Source organism: Chitinophaga caseinilytica, from assembly GCF_038396765.1.
Classification (GTDB): domain Bacteria; phylum Bacteroidota; class Bacteroidia; order Chitinophagales; family Chitinophagaceae; genus Chitinophaga; species Chitinophaga caseinilytica.
The window spans coordinates 88,966-102,984 of the sequence record NZ_CP150096.1 but is presented as its reverse complement, the minus strand read 5'-3'; the positions used below and the strand labels follow the sequence as shown (position 1 = coordinate 102,984).

Annotated in this window: 13 protein-coding genes and 1 pseudogene; 4 read left to right on the top strand and 10 right to left on the bottom strand. The window is 54.8% G+C overall.

The genetic code is table 11. The features are described 5' to 3' along the window. Position 1: 1 nt before the first annotated feature. From murG to mraZ, 10 genes are all read right to left on the bottom strand, one after another. On the bottom strand, positions 2-1,096 hold the full coding sequence (gene murG / locus WJU22_RS00455) for an undecaprenyldiphospho-muramoylpentapeptide beta-N-acetylglucosaminyltransferase (protein WP_341841359.1): 1,095 nt from the start codon (positions 1,094-1,096) through the stop codon (positions 2-4). 21 nt (positions 1,097-1,117) lie between these two features. Next, positions 1,118-1,627, bottom strand: a complete 510-nt coding sequence (locus WJU22_RS00450) for an FtsW/RodA/SpoVE family cell cycle protein (RefSeq protein ID WP_341841358.1) — start codon at positions 1,625-1,627, stop codon at positions 1,118-1,120. After that, complete coding sequence (locus tag WJU22_RS00445; protein WP_341841357.1) at positions 1,543-2,283, bottom strand: FtsW/RodA/SpoVE family cell cycle protein; 741 nt, start codon at positions 2,281-2,283, stop codon at positions 1,543-1,545. The genes WJU22_RS00450 and WJU22_RS00445 overlap by 85 nt, the downstream gene beginning before the upstream one ends. An 18-nt stretch (positions 2,284-2,301) precedes the next feature. Continuing rightward, positions 2,302-3,645, bottom strand: a complete 1,344-nt coding sequence (murD, locus tag WJU22_RS00440) for a UDP-N-acetylmuramoyl-L-alanine--D-glutamate ligase (protein WP_341841356.1) — start codon at positions 3,643-3,645, stop codon at positions 2,302-2,304. Positions 3,646-3,651: 6 nt separating this feature from the next. Continuing rightward, complete coding sequence (gene mraY, locus WJU22_RS00435) at positions 3,652-4,899, bottom strand: phospho-N-acetylmuramoyl-pentapeptide-transferase (protein WP_341841355.1); 1,248 nt, start codon at positions 4,897-4,899, stop codon at positions 3,652-3,654. A gap of 18 nt (positions 4,900-4,917) precedes the next feature. Continuing rightward, a complete protein-coding gene (locus WJU22_RS00430; RefSeq protein ID WP_341841354.1) occupies positions 4,918-6,384 on the bottom strand; it encodes a UDP-N-acetylmuramoyl-L-alanyl-D-glutamate--2,6-diaminopimelate ligase in 1,467 nt (488 codons plus the stop codon). 5 nt (positions 6,385-6,389) lie between these two features. Beyond that, a complete protein-coding gene (locus WJU22_RS00425) occupies positions 6,390-8,492 on the bottom strand; it encodes a penicillin-binding protein (RefSeq protein WP_341841353.1) in 2,103 nt (700 codons plus the stop codon). Positions 8,493-8,526: 34 nt separating this feature from the next. Continuing rightward, positions 8,527-8,901, bottom strand: a complete 375-nt coding sequence (locus tag WJU22_RS00420; RefSeq protein WP_341841352.1) for an FtsL-like putative cell division protein — start codon at positions 8,899-8,901, stop codon at positions 8,527-8,529. 76 nt (positions 8,902-8,977) lie between these two features. Further along, positions 8,978-9,886 carry a 16S rRNA (cytosine(1402)-N(4))-methyltransferase RsmH gene (gene rsmH / locus WJU22_RS00415; RefSeq protein ID WP_341841351.1) on the bottom strand — a complete coding sequence of 303 codons (909 nt, stop codon included), beginning with the start codon at positions 9,884-9,886 and terminating at the stop codon, positions 8,978-8,980. An 11-nt stretch (positions 9,887-9,897) separates the two neighbouring features. After that, a complete protein-coding gene (mraZ, locus tag WJU22_RS00410; RefSeq protein ID WP_341841350.1) occupies positions 9,898-10,368 on the bottom strand; it encodes a division/cell wall cluster transcriptional repressor MraZ in 471 nt (156 codons plus the stop codon). Positions 10,369-10,676: 308 nt separating this feature from the next. On the opposite strand from mraZ, the gene WJU22_RS00405 reads away from it, so the two are divergent. The 4 genes and pseudogenes from WJU22_RS00405 (at position 10,677) to WJU22_RS27220 (ending at position 14,011) form a co-directional block, all read left to right on the top strand. Further along, the gene (locus WJU22_RS00405) at positions 10,677-11,510 is read left to right on the top strand and encodes an outer membrane protein assembly factor BamD (RefSeq protein WP_341841349.1); all 834 of its coding nucleotides are present in this window, start codon (positions 10,677-10,679) and stop codon (positions 11,508-11,510) included. Beyond that, positions 11,479-11,820 carry a DNA-directed RNA polymerase subunit omega gene (locus tag WJU22_RS00400; RefSeq protein WP_126247713.1) on the top strand — a complete coding sequence of 114 codons (342 nt, stop codon included), beginning with the start codon at positions 11,479-11,481 and terminating at the stop codon, positions 11,818-11,820. The genes WJU22_RS00405 and WJU22_RS00400 overlap by 32 nt, the downstream gene beginning before the upstream one ends. Positions 11,821-11,896: 76 nt before the next feature. Then, the gene (gene coaBC, locus WJU22_RS00395) at positions 11,897-13,102 is read left to right on the top strand and encodes a bifunctional phosphopantothenoylcysteine decarboxylase/phosphopantothenate--cysteine ligase CoaBC (RefSeq protein ID WP_341841348.1); all 1,206 of its coding nucleotides are present in this window, start codon (positions 11,897-11,899) and stop codon (positions 13,100-13,102) included. Then, positions 13,095-14,011, top strand: a pseudogene (locus WJU22_RS27220) (DUF4835 family protein). Before coaBC ends, WJU22_RS27220 begins: the two are co-directional and overlap by 8 nt. Positions 14,012-14,019 lie beyond the last annotated feature (8 nt).

The following is a 14,019-nucleotide window of genomic DNA, read 5'->3' as shown; positions in this document are numbered from 1 at the left end:
GTTATTTTATCAGCCCGAGCACTGCGCGGGCGATGGTCATATCTGCGTTTTTGTTGCCCAGGGGGGCGATGTTCGTTTCAAGTTGCTGCATGAGCGCCTTGTTTTGCACGAGGCTCAGGGCTTCGTTGGCCAGTTTGGCGCCGGCTTCGGCGTCGGGGATGAGCAGTGCGGCGTTTTTATGCACGAGGCTCTCCGCGTTTTTGGTTTGGTGATCTTCCGCCGCAAACGGGTAGGGCACGAAGATCACGGGTTTCTGCGCTACGCAGAGCTCCGCGATGGCGAGGGCGCCTGCGCGGGAAATGACGGTGTCGGCCGCTTTGTACGCGAAGTCCATGACATTGATGAAGTCGAAGACTTTCACGTGGGTGGAAAACGGCGCGGCGGCGGATTTGGCGGTGTCGAAATACAGTTTCCCGGTTTGCCAGATGAGCTGTACGTCTTTATTCACGAAATCCGCGAGGCGGGGCAGGAGGGCGTCGTTGATGGACTTGGCTCCCAGGCTTCCGCCTACTGCAAATACCGTGGGCTTGCCCATCATGAGGCCGAAGTGGCGCATGGCTTCGTCTTTGGTGACGGCGCTTTGCGTGATGGACCCGCGCACGGGGTTGCCGGTATATAATATTTTATCGGCCGGGAAGAAGGATTCCATTCCTTCGTAGCCTACGCAGATGACGTTGGCTTTCCTGCCGAGGATTTTATTGCTTTTGCCCGCATAGGAATTCTGTTCCTGGATGAGGGTGGGGATGCCCATTTTCTGCGCTTTCCGCAGGATGGGGAACGATGCGTACCCGCCTACGCCAACCACGGCATCGGGTTGGAACCGTTGGAGGATGTTGCGTGCCTGGCGGAGGGATTTGAGCAGTTTGAACGGCAGCAGGATATTCTTGAAAATATTGCTGCGGTTGAAACCGGCGATCTCCAGCCCTTCGATGGGATACCCGGCCTGGGGTACCTTTTCCATTTCCATTTTGCCTTTGGCGCCCACAAACAGGATCTCCGCATCCGCTTCGATCTTGCGGATGGCGTTGGCGATGGCGATCGCGGGGAAGATGTGCCCCCCGGTCCCGCCGCCTGCTATGATGATCTTGTGTGCCAAATACAATTCGGTTTTATATGATTATGCGGCCACTGCCTGCGCAGCTACCGCCTGTTTGTTTTCTGCTTCCTCCACATGCCGCGATACGCTGAGGATGATGCCGATGGAAAGACTGGTAAATATTACCGACGATCCTCCCATACTCACCAGCGGCAACGTTAACCCCGTTACGGGTAACAGGTTCACGTTCACAGCCATATGCATCAGCGCCTGAATAACCAGCGTCACACTCAGGCCGAGGGCCAGGAATGCGCCGAAGGCGTACGGACAATTTTTAAAAATCCGGATACTTCTGAGGAGTAAAATGAGGTAAGCGGCCATCACCAAAAAGGCGCCAAAGATACCATACTCTTCAAGAATTATCGCAAAAATAAAATCGGAATACGGGTGCGGAAGAAAATTTCTTGCCGTACTGTTTCCGGGCCCTTTCCCGAGCAATCCGCCGTTTACGATCCCGATCTTCGCCTGCTGCACCTGGTAGGGCTCTTCATGCGTTTCCGCAGAAAAAAACTCTCGATGCGGCTCATCCATGTTTTGGTACGGCCTTCCATGCCCGTGAGTTTGGCGATCCCGAACATGAGCACCACCAGCACCAATCCCGCTGCGATCATGCCTGCGAGGTATTTCAACGGCACACGGCCGATGAAGCAGAGCAGCATGCAGCTCGCACCGAGCAACAGGGCGGTAGACATGTTCGCCGGCATGATAAGCCCGCAAATCACGACAACCGGCAGAATGATCGGAAGGAACCCCTTCTTGAAATCATCGATCACACCCTGCTTTTTCGACAGCTGCCGCGCCACGTACATGAACAATGCCAGCTTCGCGATGTCGGAAGTCTGGAACGTCAGGTTGATGACCGGAAGTTTGATCCATCGGCTCGCATCGTTCAGGTTGGAACCGAATGCGAGGGTATACATGAGCAGCGGGATCGATAAAAGGAACCCGATCTGCGCCACCCGCGAGTAAATCGTATAGTTCACCCTGTGGGCGAAGTAAATGATGAGGATCCCGAGGATGAGTACCGACAGCTGTTTAAACAGGTAGTATTCCGTATGCCCGCTGTAAACGCGGTATGCCAAAGAGCCTGTGGAACTGTACACTGCCAACAAGCTTACCGCAGACAGGAAGAACACGATCGTCCATATCACCTTGTCACCTTTCGTCTTTTGAAGCAAGTTGTTCACGTTGTTCCGTTTTTGTTGTTAGAGTTCCCTCACCGCATCCTTGAAGGCGCGGCCTCTTTCTTCATAATTCTTGAAGAGGTCGAAGCTTGCGCATGCAGGCGAGAGTAATACCACATCGCCTTTGCTGGCCAGGTTGAAGGCCTGGGCCACGGCGTCTTTCATGTTATCGGTGTTCACCATCACTTCCATGTCTTTGGACAGGGATTCGTGAATGGGGCGATTGTCGACCCCGAGGCAAACGATCGCTTTTACTTTTTCGCGGACCAGTTCGCGGATAGCGCTGTAATCGTTCCCCTTGTCCACACCGCCCATGATGAGGATCACGGGGCGTTCCATGCTTTCGAGGGCGAACCATACGCTATTGACGTTCGTGGCTTTACTGTCGTTGATAAAATCCACTCCGCGCACGGTAGTTACGTATTCCATCCTGTGCTCCAGGCTGGAGAACGTGCTGAGGCTTTCCCGGATCTTTTCTTTCCGGATATCCATCGTGCGGCCTGCAATCCCTGCTGCCATTGAATTATACAAATTATGCTTACCTTTTAATGCCAGATCGTACATCGACATAATTACCGGTTCGTCTTCTTTCACCTGAATGTTCAGCTGGTCGTTCGCTATGAATCCACCTTCTTTCAATTGTTCCATAATGCTAAAAGGTATTGTTGTAGAATAAATGGGTTTCTTGGCTAAATGTTCCCGGATCACCGGGTCGTCTATACAATAAATAAAAAAATCTTCCTTTGTCTGGTTCATGGCGATGCGGAATTTGCTTTCCACGTAATTCTCCATTTTGTACTCGTACCGGTCGAGGTGATCGGGCGTGATATTGAGGAGAATGGCCACGTTCGGTTTGAAGTCCACGATATCGTCCAGCTGAAAGCTGCTCACTTCCACCACATAATAATCGGCCGGTTCGGTTGCTACCTGTTTAGCGTAGCTCACCCCGATGTTCCCTACCAGCGCGGCGTTGAGGCCCGCTGTCCTGAATATCCAGTGGGTGAGGGCCGTGGTGGTGCTTTTGCCGTTGCTGCCGGTGATGGCGATCACTTTGCTCGTATCCTTGCTGTGCCGCCAGGCGAATTCGATCTCGGAGATCACGGAAACCCCGCGCTCGCGGACCTTCTTCATCAGCTCCGACTTCTCAGGGATGCCTGGCGATTTCACGATCTCGTCGGCGCCCAGGATCACGTCCCACGAATGATGACCTTCTTCGAACGGAATACTGTTCACCGCCAGTTCCTGTTTGTACAGGTCTTTGATGGCGCCACCGTCAGACACGAATACCTCGTATCCCTGCTTTTTACCCAGCAGGGCCGCACCAATGCCGCTTTCTCCGGCTCCGAGTATGACGAGTTTTTTCATTGTCAATTATCTCATTTTCAGTGTGGCGATGGCGAATACGACGCACATGATCGTCACGATCCAGAAACGCACGGCGATCTTGCTTTCATGATATCCGAGCTTCTGGTAGTGATGGTGGAGCGGGCTCATGAGGAACACGCGTCTTCCTTCACCGTATTTCTTCTTCGTATACTTGAAATATGCCACCTGGATCATCACGCTGAGGCTTTCCACGAAGAAAACGCCGCAGATGATGGGCAGCAGCAATTCTTTCCTGACGATAATGGCCAGCGAAGCGATGATGCCCCCCAGCGCCAGGCTCCCCGTGTCGCCCATGAAAACCTGGGCGGGGTAAGCGTTGTACCAGAGGAACCCGACACAGGCCCCCACGAACGCGGCGATGAAGATCGACAGCTCGCCGAGGTGCGGGATGTACATGATATTCAGGTATTCCGCGAACTGGATGTTGCCGCTCACATAGGCGAATATGCCGAAGCAGACCCCGATCACGGCCGAAACGCCCGTCGCCAGGCCGTCTAGCCCGTCCGTCAGGTTCGCCCCGTTGGAAACGGCGGTGATGATGAGGATCACGATGAGGATGTAGATCACGAAAGTGAATTTCTCCGCACCGGGGATCCAGGAAATCAGTTTGCTGTAGTTGAACTCGTGGTTTTTTACGAAGGGGATGGTGGTGATGGGGGTTTTTACGTCCACGAAGCGGTGCCCGTCGGGCGTTACGCGTTCGTTGCTCACCACTTTTTCGTAAGGTGCCAGTTTCTTGCCGTCCATGATCTCGCGGCTCATCACCACGTTTTCATTGAAGTACAGGGTGGTGCCTACGATGATGCCGAGGCCTACCTGGCCGAGGATCTTGAATCTTCCCGCGAGCCCTTCCTTATTTTTCTTGAATACTTTAATGTAATCGTCGATAAACCCGATGAGCCCCAGCCAAACGGTGCAGAGCAGGATCAGGAGGATGTATACGTTCATCACCCTTGCAAACAGCAGGGTGGGGATCACCATGGCCGAAAGGATGATGAGGCCGCCCATGGTGGGAGTGCCTTTTTTGGTCTGTTCGCCTGCCAGGCCCAGGTCGCGGATGGTTTCCCCGATCTGCTTGCGCTGCAGGTATTTCACGATGCGCTTGCCGAGCAGCAGCGAGATCACGAGCGAGAGCAACAACGCCATGGTGATACGGAACGTGATGAACTGCCACATCCCGGTACCGGTGTAGTTGAACTCGTTTTTAAGATAAGTGAACAGATAGTATAACATATAATTGGTCGTGATCTTCTATTTGTCAAACATTTCCAGGATCTCGCGCAGCACCTGCTTATCGTCGAACGGGTGCTTTACGCCCTGGATCTCCTGGTATTTTTCGTGCCCTTTGCCCGCGATAAGGATGATATCTTCCGGTTTCGCGAGGCTGACGGCGGTTTTGATGGCTTCGTGGCGGTCGGTGATCGACAGCGTTTTCTTCCGCTGGGTCACGTTCACGCCGGCTTCCATTTCTTTAATAATGGCCGCGGGGTCTTCCGACCGCGGGTTGTCTGAAGTGAAAATGGCTTTGTCCGAATGTTCGGCGGCCACTTCTCCCATGATGGGCCGTTTCGTGGTATCGCGGTCGCCGCCGCAGCCTACCACGGTAATGATCTGCTCATGGCCCTGGCGGAGGTTTTTGATGGTGGCGAGCACGTTGATGAGCGCGTCCGGCGTATGAGCATAGTCCACAATGCCGATGATGCGCTCGTTTTTGGATACGATGTAATCGAACCGTCCTTCCGCACCGTTCAGGTTGCTGAGCGCGGCCAGCACGGTGTCTTTATCGTCTCCCAGCAGCACGGCTGCGCCGAACACGGCCAGGAGGTTGTAGGCGTTGAATTCGCCGATCAGCCGGAAGTGCACGTCTTTCGCGCCAACCTGCATCACCAGCCCGGTGAGGTTGTTTTCGAGGATCTTTCCCTTGAACTCGGCCATGGTGCGCAGGCTGTACGTGGCTTTGCGGGCCTTTGTGTTCTGCAGCATCACGTTGCCCCGCTTGTCGTCCAGGTTCGTGAGGGCGAAAGCGGAGGCGGGAAGGTTGTCGAAAAACGATTTCTTCACCCGGATATATTCGTCGAACGTCTTGTGGTAATCAAGATGGTCGTGCGTGATGTTCGTAAAGATGCCGCCCGCGAATTGCAGCCCCGCGATGCGTTGCTGATGAATGGCGTGGGAGCTTACTTCCATGAAGGCGTAATCGCATCCCTCGTTCACCATGTCTGCCAGCAGGGCGTTCAGATTGATGGGGTCGGGCGTGGTATGCGTGGCCGGAACGATGCGCTCGCCGATCTGGTTCTGCACGGTCGACAGCAAACCGCAATGATGCCCCATGGCCGTGTACAAACGGAACAGGAGCGTGGCCACGGTGGTTTTGCCGTTGGTGCCCGTAACGCCGACGAGCCGCAGCTTGCGCGACGGGTTGTCGTAAAAGTTGCCGGCTATGATCCCTGCCGCCTGGTGGCTGTTGCTCACGCGCACGTAACAAACGTTGGCGGCGGTCACTTCGGGCATTTCCTCACAGATCACGGCAGCGGCGCCCTGCGCCACGGCTTTCGGGATGTAGGCATGGCCGTCGGCCGCCACTCCGCGGATGGCGATGAACACGTCTCCCGGTTTCACCTGGCGGGAGTCGATATGCAGCGCCTGCACGGCAATGTCATTATTGCCCTGCACGTCCAGGATCTGCACCTGGTATAATATGTCCCGCAACGTCTTCATCTGTATCAGCTCAGTTCTATAATGATCGTTTGTTCTTTTCCTATGTTGGCGCCTCCGGGGAGCGACTGGCTGGTCACTTTTCCCGCGCCGCGGATCACAACGCGCAGCCCTGCATTTTCCAGCAGGTACAGTGCGTCTTTCAGGCCCATTCCCTTAACATCGGGAACGGTGCCGCTTTGTTGTTTCACCGGCTCGAAGGCCAGTTTGTTCCCTTTCACGTCTGCCGTCACCCAGTTGCTGCTGGAGAGGCTGCCGGCGTAAGGGAGGCCCAGCGTGGCGGCTACGCTTTTCCATTCACTGCCTTTCCCGGCTTTCATGGCCATCATGGAATCCAGCCCGCCGTTGCCCGCGAGGTAACGCGGTTTCTTCACGGCCAGGGCGTAGAGCTTGTCGGCCACTTCGCGGAAAACCGGTCCAGCCACGGTGCCGCCATAGAATTTGGCGGCATGGGGCTTGTTCCGGATCACTACCACGCAGGTGTATTGCGGATCGTCTGCCGGGAAATATCCCGCGAAAGACGATTGGTAAATCTTGTCGGCATAGCCCCGCTTGCCGTCCGCGATGAGTGCGGTGCCGGTTTTGCCGGCGAAGCGGTAGTAGGGCGTTTGCAGTTTGGCGGCGGTACCGTTCAGTACTACGCCTTCGAGCATATCGTGCAGCGCGTTCAGCGTTTTGGCCGAACAGATGCTGTCTGCCACGATCACCGGCTCGAAGTTTTTCACCGGTTGCCCGTATTCCTGGATGCTGTTCACCAGGTAGGGCTTCATCATTCTACCGCCGTTGGCTACCGCGTTGTACAGCATGGCGGTATGCATGGGCGTTTGCGTCACTTCATAACCGAACGCCATCCACGGAAGGGTGGTGGCGCTCCAGCTTTTGTTGGCCGTGGTCTTGATCATCGGCTTGCCTTCGCCGAGAAGGTCGATGCCGGTGAGCTCGTCCAGATGCAGTTTGCGGAGGCGGGCCGAGAATTCGTTAGGCTTCTTCGCATAATATTGATACACCAGCTTGGCCATCCCTACGTTCGAGCTGCGCTCGAATGCGCGTTTGACGGTTACGTTGGTGAGGTGATGCGGTTCGGAATCGTATACGATGCGGCGGTTGATGGGCCAGCGACCATAATTTAGGTCTACCATCGTGTTCGGCGTGATGTATCCGTCTTCCAGCAGGGCGATCATGGTGGCCAGTTTGAAGGTGGAACCGGGTTCCCCTTTCTGGATGGCGTGGTTCATATCTTCCCAGTAGGTGCCGTCGGGTTGGCGGCCGAGGTTGGCGATGGCCTTGATCTTGCCGGTTTTCACTTCCATGAGGATGGCGGTGCCGTGCACGCATTCGTTCTGGACCATCATCCGCATGAGCGCCGTTTCCACGATGTCCTGCATGTTCACGTCGAGGGTGGTGATGACGTCTTTCCCGTTTTCCGGCTCGATGTCGTACCCTTCTACCGGCATATACGTGCCGCCGGCGATCCTGCGCATGAGGCGCTTCCCGGTCACGCCGCTGAGAAATGCGTCGTAAGTATTTTCCAGGCCTACGTTCTGCGAGTTGGTGCGGGCCAGGCCGATGGTGCGGTTGGCGAGCAGCTTGAAGGGGTTGATCCGTTTGTTCTTGGTCTCAACGATGAGGCCGCCCTTGTTGCGCCCGAGGCGGAACATGGGGAAGGTGCGGAGCTGCTGGTATTGGTCGAAACGGATATCGCGCTTGAGGAGGAAGTAACGGTCCTTTTCTTTATAGCCTTCCTGCAATATCTTTTTATAATCGGCCGCGGAGCGGTCCATGAACAGGTTGGCAAGTGCGCGGGAAAGGGAATCGATGTTATCCTTGAATACCGTTTTCTTTTTATCCTGCAGGCCGTCGGCTTTGAAGTCGATGCGGATATCGAAGTAGGGGATGGAGGTAGACAGCATGCGGCCCTCTTCGGAGTAGATGGTGCCGCGGTCGGCGTCGAGGTCCATATAAGCGGTGTGGAGACTGTCGGACATGTTGCGCCAGTAGTTGCCTTCCACCTGTTGGAGGAAAACTACCCGTCCGACGATGGCGACCGCGAAGATGCCCATGCCGATGAGGCACAGATACGACCGCCATAATATGTCTTTTTTAATCTCCATTTGCCGGGTTAGAATCAGTATCGGTGTGAATTTCCTATTGCTCGTTGTCGGTTTTCGCCTTCGGTTCGATCCGTTGGGGCGGGGTGCTGAGTTCTTTCAGGCCGAGGGGTTCCACGGCTTTGCTCACTTCGCTCAGTTTGCTTCTGAACATCAGTTCACTTTTCACGCTCAGGTATTCCCATTTCAGTTCCTTGATCTCGCGGCTGAGCCGGTTGATCCGGATGACCTTCTTCTCGGCGAGGTGATTATTGGCGATGTATACCAATGCCACTACGGCGAGGAAGAGGATGAAGGGGAGGTTGTCCGTGATCATCCGGTAGTTGATCCGCAGCCGCCATTCCCGCCGCGGCGTTGCCGGGGTGCTCTCCTGCGGTATTTCCGCTGATATGTCTTTTACTTCTTCCTGCAAACCTTTACGTGTTTAGCGATTGATGATGCTGACAGTATATTCGGTAAAAGGGGATGATAGGATGGAAGTAACAACTTTAGCGTTTCTCCGCGACCCGCAGCTTTGCGCTCCGGCTTCTGGGGTTCTCTTTCAACTCGGTGGCGCCGGCCGTGACCGGCTTCTTCGTGACCAGGCTGAACACTTTCGGCGGGGTTTCGAAGCTGTAGGGATTATCCTCCACCGTTTCGAAACTGCCGTTCTTCATAAAGTTCTTCACCAGCCGGTCTTCCAGCGAATGGAAGGTGATGATCGACAGCCGGCCGCCGGGTTTGAGCACGGCGGTAGACTGGGTGAGAAGGTCTTTCAATGCCCCCAGCTCGTCGTTCACCTCGATCCGCAGCGCCTGGAATACCTGTGCGAGGTATTTGGCCGGATTGCCTTTCACGATGGGCTGGATGAGCGATTTGAACTCCCCGATGGTCCGCAGCGGATGTGCTTTCCGGAGCGTCACGATCGTTTTGGCCAGCGTGCGTGAATTGGTCACTTCGCCGTAATCCTGGAACAGCTGGTGCAGGTGATGCTCGGAATAAGTGGTGAGCACGTCTGCGGCGGTCAGCTTCGCGCGGTTGTCCATCCGCATGTCCAGCGCCCCGTCGAACCGCGTGGAGAACCCTCTCTCCGCCGTATCGAACTGGTAGCTGGAAACGCCAAGGTCGGCGAGGATGCCATCGGCTCCCAGGGCTTTATGCAGCTTGCAGAAACGCTCCAGGTGCCGGAAATTCTCGCGGACAAATGTGACCCGCTCGTCCGGGATGCGGTTGCGGTAAGCGTCTTCGTCCTGGTCGAACACCACCAGCCGGCCCTGCGGCCCCAGGTGCGAAAGGATCGCGCGGGAATGGCCGCCGCCGCCGAAAGTGGCGTCGATATACAGGCCGTCTGGCCGGATCTGCATATGCTCGATCACTTCCTGGAGAAGGACGGGCTGATGATAGAAACCTGCTTCCATACGTACCGTTTTTACAACCCGGGGATATTGCTACCGTCGGGCGACATGACCTGTTGGGCCAGATTGCTGAAGGCTTCCGGTGAAAAATTATCAAAGAACTCCTGGTATTTGGCCTTGTCCCAGATCTCGATCTTGTTGTTGGCTGCGGCCAGGACGATGTCTTTGTCCAGCCCCGCATGTACAGCAAGGTTCTTCGGGATGTTGAGGCGGCCTGCACTGTCCAGCTCCACAATGGTTGCACCATTCAGAAAATAGCGGCGGAATTCCCTAACTTTCGGATCAAAATCGTTCAACTTGGCAATTTTCTCCTGGATAGGCGTCCACTCACTCATCGGGTACAAAGTCAGGCACTTCTCGAAGCCACGGTTCAGCACAAACTGGGCCCCTGCGTCTTCCGGCAGCTGCCGTTTAAACCCGGCAGGGAGCAGGAAACGCCCTTTTGCGTCCAGCGTAGATTCATATTCTCCTAAAAAGCCCGTCATGCTTCGTTTTAGTACCTGATTTCCATTTTCTAACACAAAATAACACTTTTTCCCACTTTTAACCGAAAAAATGTATTCTATATTTTTTCCACACGAGGATCGTGCCTGCAGGCACAGGTTTGAGGTATGTGGGGAAGGGTGGGTTGTGGATAAAGCTGGAGATGTGTGGAAAAAATGTTTATAACCGGGGTTTTGGTGTTGAAAACGCGCTGCGGGACGAAAATCCGCTTTTTGGCAAATTTTTAACGGCCCTCCATTATGTCAAGTCCGGATTTTGCTTTTAATTCGTACCTTTGCGATTCTTTTTTATGAGGAAAATTTTCTTACTAGTTGGCCTTGTGGCCCTTACGCTCGCTGCTGCTTCCTGTAACCGGGAACTCAGGCGCATTGAAAAAAGCAATGACCTGGACAAGAAGTTAGCGTACGCCGATAAAATGTACGAGAAGAAGAAGTACCAGATGGCACAGACCTTATATGAGGAAATGATCCCCGTATTCAAAGGCACTGACAAATTCGAGCCGCTGTATTATAAATACGCCTACTGTTCTTTCTACCTGAAAGATTACACCCAGGCCGCCTTCCACTTCAAGAATTACCTGGACGCCCTGCCGTCCAGCCCCCGCGCCATGGAGATCGACTATCAGCAAGCCTATTGCTATTATAAACTCTCCCCCAAGGTAGCGCTGGACCAGACCAATACCATGAAGGCGATCGCAGCCATGCAGACCTTCATCAACACCTATCCCCAGTCCGACAAATCCACCGAGGCCTCCGTCGTGATCGACCTCCTCCGCCGGAAACTGGAACAGAAAGATTTCAACGCCGCCGAACTGTATTACAACCTCGGCCACTTTAAAGCGTCGGGCGTGGCCTTCAAAAGCCTCATGCGCGCTTACCCGGACTCCGAGCGGAGCGACAGCTATAAGTATATGGCTATCAAGGCATATTATAACTATGCCAAGAACAGCGTACACTTCCGCCAGAAAGAGCGTTTCGAGACCGTCGTAAACGAATATCTCGAGTTCAATGACCGCTATCCCTCCAGCAAATTGCGCGGGGATGCCGAAAAATACTTTACCTTAGCAAAAAATAACATTAAAACGCTGGAAAATGAGCAAAATAAAACGGAGTCTGTCCAGTAGCCTGAACCCCTGGGTTGAGACTAAAAACACGACCGATATCAAAAACAGAACCGGTAATCTGTACGAATCCATTGCCATTATTGCCAAAAGGGCAAACCAGATCAATATTACCGTGAAGGAAGAGCTCCACTCCAAACTGGAAGAGTTCGCCTCCCACACGGATAACCTGGAAGAAGTGCACGAGAACAAAGAGCAGATCGAAATCTCCCGTTTCTACGAAAGAATGGCGAATTCCGCGATTCAGGCTACCCAGGAATTCCTGGACAATAAGATCTATTTCCGCAAAAACGACGACGATCTGTATTCCTGATCCTTCGTTGTATTTGTGAAAAATACTAATTTCATAGCGGCAGAATATCGTTGTTCTGCCGCTTTTATTTTGCCAGATGTTACAAGGTAAGAAGATCCTACTGGGCGTTTCCGGCAGCATCGCCGCCTACAAGGCCGCCCTGCTCGTGCGCCTCCTCGTCAAGGAAGGCGCCCAGGTGAAGGTGCTCATGACCCCCTCCGCCTGCGATTTCATCACGCCCCTCACGCTCGCCACCCTATCGAAACAGGAAGTCGGCGTCCACATCTCCGAACACGGCAGCTGGAGCAACCATGTGATGCTCGGCCGCTGGGCAGACGTTATGCTCATCGCCCCCGCATCCGCCAACACCATCGCCAAAATGGCAAACGGCATTTGCGATAACCTCCTGCTCGCCGTATACCTTTCCGCCACCTGCCCCGTCCTTTTCGCACCCGCCATGGACGAAGATATGTGGCTCCATCCCGCCACCAAAGCCAATGTCGGCAAACTGCTCGCCTATGGCCACCGCCAGCTCCCCGTTCACCGCGGCGAACTGGCCAGCGGCCTCTTCGGCGAAGGCCGCATGGCAGAGCCCGAAGCCATCGTTTCCTACCTCTACAACTTCTTTTCCGGCAGGTCAGACGGCCAGCCCCTCAAAGGCAAAACCGCCCTCGTATCCGCCGGGCCCACCCAGGAGCCCATAGACCCGGTACGCTTCATTAGCAACCATTCCAGCGGTAAAATGGGCATCGCCATCGCCGAAGCCCTCGCAGAAGCCGGCGCTTCCGTCCATCTCGTGCTCGGCCCCACCCCCCGCGAAACCCACCACGCCGGGGTCACCACCGAAAAAGTGACGACCGCCGCACAGATGTTCGACGCCTGCACCACATTCGCGCCGAAAGCCGACATCCTCGTCATGGCCGCCGCCGTGGCAGATTATCGCCCGCGCGACGTCGCCGATAAAAAAATCAAGAAGAAAGACGACGAAATGAACCTCGAGCTCGAAAAAACCGCGGACATCGCCCGGGCACTCGGCGCTTCGAAGAAAGACGGTCAAACCCTCGTCGGATTTTCCCTCGAAACCAATAACGAACGCGAATACGCGTTGAAGAAACTGAACGACAAGCGCCTGGACATGGTGGTCCTCAATTCCCTGAACGACCCCGGCGCCGGGTTCAACTACGATACCAATAAAATCACCCTCCTCCGCGCCGACGGCCAGGAGCGCCAGCTTCCCCTGCAATCCAAGCAGGACGCTGCCAGGGAAATCGTTTCGGCTATAATCGACATGCAACATGGGTAAACAACTTCTCGCTTTCTGCCTTTGTTTGATGGCATCCCTTGCCGCCGGCGCCCAGGAATTCCGCGCCAACGTTTCCGTTCAGGCCGCCCAACTGGGCACCAACGTGGAAAAACGCATCTTCACCACCCTCCAGACCGCCCTCAACGAGTTCATCAACGGCCGGCGGTGGACAGACGACGCGTTCACCACTTCCGAACGCATCGAATGCAATTTCCTCCTCAACGTTACCCAGGACCTCGGGAACAATACCTACCGCGCGAGCCTCACCGTGCAGGCGGGCCGGCCCGTCTTCAACACGAGCTACACCTCCAGCATTTTCAACACGCAGGATAACAACCTGGTTTTCCGGTACGTCGAGTTCCAGCCCATGGAATTCAACGAACAGCGCATTTCCGGGAACGACCCCCTGGCATCCAACCTCACCGCCGTTATCGCCTATTACTGCTACATCATTTTAGGGCTGGATTACGACTCGTTTTCCCCCGCGGCGGCGACAATTATTTTAAAAAAGCCCTTAATATTGTGAATAACGCCCCCGACGGAAAAGACGTTTCCGGGTGGAAAGCTTTCGAAGGCAACCGTAACCGTTACTGGCTGCAGGACAACCTGCTGAACGTCAAGTTTGCGCGGTTCCACGACGTGATGTATACCTATCACCGCCTGGGGCTCGACCAGATGTACGAAGACATGAACAAGGGCCGCGCCGCCATCATGAATTGCCTGAACATGTTGATGGGCATCCAGGAAGACCAGCCCAACTCGATGGTGGTGCAAAGCTTTTTTGCCGCCAAGAACGAAGAGCTGATGAAACTCTTTTCCAAAGCGCCGCCGCAGGAAAAAATGCGGGCCATCCAGATGCTGTCCGTCCTCGACGTGCCGAATGCCAACAAGTACCAGCAAATGAAGTAATATAAGAC

What these genes read in the sequence shown, in the direction of transcription:
- WJU22_RS00425 (WP_341841353.1), bottom strand. Translation starts at nt 8,492, where the DNA reads ATGGAGATTAAAAAAGACATATTATGGCGGTCGTATCTGTGCCTCATC.
- WJU22_RS00400 (WP_126247713.1), top strand. Translation starts at nt 11,479, where the DNA reads ATGAGCAAAATAAAACGGAGTCTGTCCAGTAGCCTGAACCCCTGGGTT.
- WJU22_RS00430 (WP_341841354.1), bottom strand. Translation starts at nt 6,384, where the DNA reads ATGAAGACGTTGCGGGACATATTATACCAGGTGCAGATCCTGGACGTG.
- WJU22_RS00450 (WP_341841358.1), bottom strand. Translation starts at nt 1,627, where the DNA reads ATGGATGAGCCGCATCGAGAGTTTTTTTCTGCGGAAACGCATGAAGAG.
- mraY (WP_341841355.1), bottom strand. Translation starts at nt 4,899, where the DNA reads ATGTTATACTATCTGTTCACTTATCTTAAAAACGAGTTCAACTACACC.
- coaBC (WP_341841348.1), top strand. Translation starts at nt 11,897, where the DNA reads ATGTTACAAGGTAAGAAGATCCTACTGGGCGTTTCCGGCAGCATCGCC.
- WJU22_RS00405 (WP_341841349.1), top strand. Translation starts at nt 10,677, where the DNA reads ATGAGGAAAATTTTCTTACTAGTTGGCCTTGTGGCCCTTACGCTCGCT.
- mraZ (WP_341841350.1), bottom strand. Translation starts at nt 10,368, where the DNA reads ATGACGGGCTTTTTAGGAGAATATGAATCTACGCTGGACGCAAAAGGG.
- murD (WP_341841356.1), bottom strand. Translation starts at nt 3,645, where the DNA reads ATGAAAAAACTCGTCATACTCGGAGCCGGAGAAAGCGGCATTGGTGCG.
- rsmH (WP_341841351.1), bottom strand. Translation starts at nt 9,886, where the DNA reads ATGGAAGCAGGTTTCTATCATCAGCCCGTCCTTCTCCAGGAAGTGATC.